The following is a 4,778-nucleotide window of genomic DNA, read 5'->3' on the forward strand; positions in this document are numbered from 1 at the left end:
GAAAGGAACTTCGCATTCCTGTCCGCAATCAGCGCAAACAGCCTTGTGCATTTCTCTTGGTCCGAAGCTATTTCTTCTTCCGCCAGATCTGTCATCAAATCCCATTTATATTCACCCTTGTGTTTCTTAGTTATACGAATGAACGCTTAGAAACAGTATCATTTGTATACTAAAAATAAAAAACAGGGCTCCAGTATATAAACTTAACTATTTTTGGGAGTAAACGCGCGATTTGTGCACTTTTTACCGAGGGGTTACAAAAGGTTTTTAAAGGCGGGATAAAACCCACAGAATTATGAAATGGGACATAAGGCAGTCTTCAAAAAAGCTTCCAAAACTGAATAAGCCAATACTTGTGGAAGGGCTTCCTGGGATAGGTAACGTCGGAAAGATTGCAGTTGACTTCATTGTTGAAGAGCTTAAGCCTGATAAAGTATATGAGATATTCTCTGACAGCTTTCCCCACTCTGTTTTTGTAAATGAAAAAAACCTTGTTGAGCTTCCATCTGTAAGGATTTATGCAAAGAAGATGAAGGACGGAAGGGACCTGCTGTTTCTTGCAGGGGATGTCCAGCCTGTTGATGAGGCATCATCTTATGAATTTGCTGAGAAGATACTTGATATTTTTGATAAAATGGGCGGAAGCGAGATAATAACGCTTGGGGGGATTGGACTATCTGAGGCGCCTGAAAGCCCTAAGGTTTTCTGCACAGGCAATTCAAAGGAGCTTATTGAGAAATACAAGAAAGGCACTGAAATTGAATGCAAGCTCTATGGCATTGTAGGCCCGATAATAGGGGCTGCAGGGCTTCTTCTGGGGCTTTCAAACAAGAACAAAGCGCCTGGAATAGCGCTTCTTGCAGAGACATTCGGGCATCCGATGTACATAGGGATAAAGGGGGCAAAGGAGATAGTGAATATTCTGAACAAGAAGCTTAACCTGAAAATCAAGACAGAAAAGCTTGACAAGGACATAAAAGAGCTTGACGGGCAGATGGCTAAGCCGCTCCCTTCAATGAAGAAGATGCCAAGCAAGGATGAGCTGAAGAGCCTGCAGAAGCATTTCAGAAGCGACACAAGTTACATAGGATAGATTAACCGATAATTTTATTAATAATTATTTCTTTCCTGCTCTATGGCGCCTGAAAATCTTCAACCGATAAAAGTTTCTTATGATGACATCAACTGCCTTGTTGAGAAAGCATGCTCAGAAGTTATTAAGGATGAATATTTTCCTGATGCAATTGTCGGGATAAGCTCAGGCGGCTTGACTCCTGCAAGGATGGCAAAATTCTTTCTTAACAAAGATTTTCCCTGCTGCGACATCCCGGTTTATGTAATCGGGCTTTCGAGCTACGGAAGCAGAAAAAACAGCCTTCCGGATATTGTGATGAGGCAGAAGCTGGATTCAGAGCTTGAGGAAAAAATTGCGGGCTCAAAAATACTGATGGTTGATGAAGTGGATGACACAAGGAGAACTCTTGAGAAAGCATCAGATTACCTTCTTTCCCTGAATATTTCTGAACTCAGGATTCTTGTTGTGCACTCCAAAGACAAGGAAAAAGATGGAAGCATTCCTGAGAATGTCAGATTGTATTACGGGAAAAAAACTCCCGACTGCTGGATTGAATATCCCTGGGGCTAAAAGAATTTTTACTTTCTTCCTTTTTCAATGTCTTCAATTTTTCTGATTATTTCTTCCTTGCTGTTCCAGTCCATTACTTCTTTTAGGACATCTATTATGCTTTCAACAGGGATGAGTTTTATCTTTGATAAGCGTTCTTCATCAATTACAATGTCCTGCATGTTTGACTTTGGTACAATTACGCATTTTACCCCTGCGTCAATTGCAGCCTCAACCTTTGCCGAAACTCCACCTACTGGAAGCACTTCCCCCCTTACAGAAAGGGAGCCGGTCATTGCATACTCCTGCTTCACAGGGATTTTCTTGAGCGCACTTATTATTGCTGTTGCAACTGCAACGCTTGCGCTGTCACCCTCAACTCCCTCATATGTCTGCAGGAACTGGACATATGTGTCATATTTCTTTATGTCTTCCCCGAAGTATTTCTTGACAATTGCAGAAACATTTATTATTGCCTCCTTTGCAATCTCGCCGAGCTTTCCTGTTGCAGTAAAGTCCTTCTGCTTCCCTCCTGCTGTCACCTCTGCCTCTATTGGGAGTATTATCCCTGAGAAGGCATCTTCACCCCCGATTACAGCAAGCCCGTTAACCCTTCCAACCTGCTTTCCTGAAACCCTGATTACCTCATATTCCCTCTTCCTGTCAATGTACTGGTCTGCTAGCTGCTGCTCAAGAGTTCTTGCAATCTTCTTTGCATTGTAAACATGCTTTGCATCCACAAATTTTGCCCCTTCCTCAGATGCAAGGTCTCCTGCAGCCCTTATAAGCCCGCCAAGCTCCCTTAATCTCAGGGTGAGATGCTCTTTCCTGTTTGCCATCTTCCTTGCCTGGTTAATTATGACATCAACAGCGCTTCTTGAAAAGTGCGGAATCTTTTTGTCCTTGACAACCTCCTGCGCAATAAACCTGACAATCTTGTCGCGGTTCTCAGGAGTGTCTTTCATTGTGTCATGCATGTAAACTTCATATCCATATCCCCTTATCCTTGAGCGAAGCGCAGGATGCATGTTCTTAACTGTCTGAAGGTTTCCTGCTGCAACAAGAATAAAGTTGCAGGGCACCATGTCAGTCCTTACCATTGCGCCTGCGCTTCTCTCAGACTGTCCTGTTATGGCATACCTTCCCTCCTGAAGCGCAGTTAAAAGCTCCTGCTGGGTTGACGGCTCAAGCGTTGCAATCTCGTCTATGAAAAGCACGCCCATGTGCGCCTTGTGAATCATTCCAGCAACAACCCTTTCATGCGCCGGAGTCCCAAGCCCTCCGCTTTGGAACGGATCGTGAAGAACATCTCCAAGAAGAGCGCCTGCGTGCGCGCCTGTTGCATCAAAGAATGGGGAGTGCTTCCTTCCAAAATTATCCACTATCACCTTTGGGGCAAAAATGGATATTGCCCTCGGCTTTGCAATATTGCTTGCAAAAATCATGCTTGCCACAAAAAGCATCCCTCCTATGAAGAGCGCTGCAAATATTATGTCTGACTTGTAGTAGGAGCGCGCCCACCAGGGAACAATAAATGAAATTATTGTAAGTATAAGCGGGAATATGTTCTGGTTCTTCATTGACACTGCAGCCTCTGCCTTTGCCCTTGCAACAAGCTCGCGCCCCTTTCCCGCAGGAACAGTCCTTATAAGAGGCTGGTTGTCATCATTGGGATTGTAGAATGAAACTATGTCAACAAGCTTCTCCTTGGGAAGCAGCTCTGCAAGAGCCATGCCAAGCATTGACTTTCCTGTTCCCGGCTCGCCAATCAGAAGAACATGCCTTCTCTGCCTTGCAGCCTTTTTCATGATATTGACTGCCTCATCCTGCCCGATAACCTGGTCTATTATGTTCTTTCCAACCTTGATGTCCGCAGTTGTCCTGAATTTTATCATCTAAACATGGGTTATTCTGAACTTGCTTAAAAATCTTTTTGAAGTGTGCAATAATTAAAAAATCAAAAACAAAATATTTTTATATGAATAGTTTTATTGGTTTAGAAATGGCTGCAAGAAAAAAGGGAGATGCTGAGAAAAAAGATAAGGATTCCAAGGGAAAAAAAGAGCCAGATTCAATTTCCGAAGAAGGTGAAAAGGAAATTCTCAGGGAACCAGCAGTCCTTCCCGGGCAGATTTGCCCTGTGTGCAGCACCAACAATCTTACTCTCAAGGAAGAAGACATGGACATTCCGTATTTCGGTCCGGTATCTGTTTTCTCAATGGAATGCAGCAACTGCGAATTCAGGAAGTCAGACATAGAAAGCATAGAAAAGCATGATGCTGCAAGATACAGCCTTGAAGTCACTTCAGAAGAGGACATGAAGATAAGGATTGTAAAATCAAGCAGCGCAACAGTAAAGATTCCATACATAGGGAACATGGAGCCGGGAGAGTTCTCAGAGGGCTTTGTCACAAACGTAGAGGGGCTTCTCATGAAGTTCAAGGACATCCTTCAGGGCATAAGGGACAATGAGGATGAGGAAGATGAGGCAAAAGACAAGGCAAAGAACATGATGAAAAAAATTGACAGAACCATCTGGGGAAGGGAGAAGGTAAAAATCATAATAGAGGACCCGGAAGGCAACTCAGCCATAATCTCAGACAAGGCAGTTGTAGAGAAGATTGGAAAGAAGTGAATATTTTAGTTTTCTATATACAAATATACAAAATATTTAAAAATACCCCCGTATTTTAGCTTTTTTAGGAAAATAAAAAGCAGTGCGAAGTGAGAAAAATGAACCCTGAAAACCTGAATCAGGAGGTTGAAGAGCAGGAGCGGATAAACACCCTTGCTGAATCATTAAGGAAGAACGGCATTGCTGCAAGCATTGCAGATTCCGTGAATCTTGCAAAGAAAATGATTGCGCGCGAGAAGGTTCTTGCGGGCTACTACAAAAAAAAGAAAGATGAATATATGATAGGAGACGATAAGAAAAGCGTCTCCGAGCTCTTCAGGGAAAAAAGCGCCCAGCAAGAAGGCAAAAAAGAAGAGCCAAAATTTTCTGAGGAAAAAAAGGAATCAGAGAATCCGATTGAAAAGCCCGAGGAGAAAAAAGAATCCAACGCCGAAGAGAAGAAACCAGATGAAGAGAAAAAGTGACTTTATTTTGCGCTAATTAAAAAAGGTGATTTAATGGCCGATATGGAGCAGGTGA

At 43.0% G+C, this 4,778-nt stretch carries 6 protein-coding genes; 4 read left to right on the plus strand and 2 right to left on the minus strand.

Features of this window, described 5'->3' with window-relative positions:
- Positions 1–105, minus strand: a 105-nt coding sequence (locus tag NTV63_05010; GenBank protein MCX6710277.1) for a DNA-directed RNA polymerase, incomplete at its 3' end; no start/stop codon positions are given.
- A 190-nt stretch (positions 106–295) separates the two neighbouring features.
- Here NTV63_05010 and NTV63_05015 point away from each other — a divergent pair.
- Both NTV63_05015 and NTV63_05020 read left to right on the plus strand, forming a co-directional pair.
- Positions 296–1,093 (plus strand): PAC2 family protein, encoded by a 798-nt coding sequence (locus tag NTV63_05015; protein ID MCX6710278.1) that lies wholly within the window; start codon positions 296–298, stop codon positions 1,091–1,093.
- 42 nt (positions 1,094–1,135) lie between these two features.
- Entirely contained in the window at positions 1,136–1,645 is a 510-nt protein-coding gene (locus NTV63_05020; protein ID MCX6710279.1) for a phosphoribosyltransferase family protein, read from the plus strand.
- Between the two features lie 8 nt (positions 1,646–1,653).
- On the opposite strand, the gene lonB is transcribed toward NTV63_05020, so the two are convergent.
- Positions 1,654–3,519 (minus strand): ATP-dependent protease LonB, encoded by a 1,866-nt coding sequence (gene lonB, locus NTV63_05025; GenBank protein ID MCX6710280.1) that lies wholly within the window; start codon positions 3,517–3,519, stop codon positions 1,654–1,656.
- A gap of 107 nt (positions 3,520–3,626) precedes the next feature.
- On the opposite strand from lonB, the gene NTV63_05030 reads away from it, so the two are divergent.
- Positions 3,627–4,259 (plus strand): ZPR1 zinc finger domain-containing protein, encoded by a 633-nt coding sequence (locus tag NTV63_05030; protein MCX6710281.1) that lies wholly within the window; start codon positions 3,627–3,629, stop codon positions 4,257–4,259.
- A 98-nt stretch (positions 4,260–4,357) separates the two neighbouring features.
- Positions 4,358–4,723 carry a hypothetical protein gene (locus tag NTV63_05035; GenBank protein MCX6710282.1) on the plus strand — a complete coding sequence of 122 codons (366 nt, stop codon included), beginning with the start codon at positions 4,358–4,360 and terminating at the stop codon, positions 4,721–4,723.
- Positions 4,724–4,778 lie beyond the last annotated feature (55 nt).

The organism is Candidatus Woesearchaeota archaeon (genome assembly GCA_026394965.1).
Taxonomy (GTDB): domain Archaea; phylum Nanobdellota; class Nanobdellia; order Woesearchaeales; family 0-14-0-80-44-23; genus JAPLZQ01.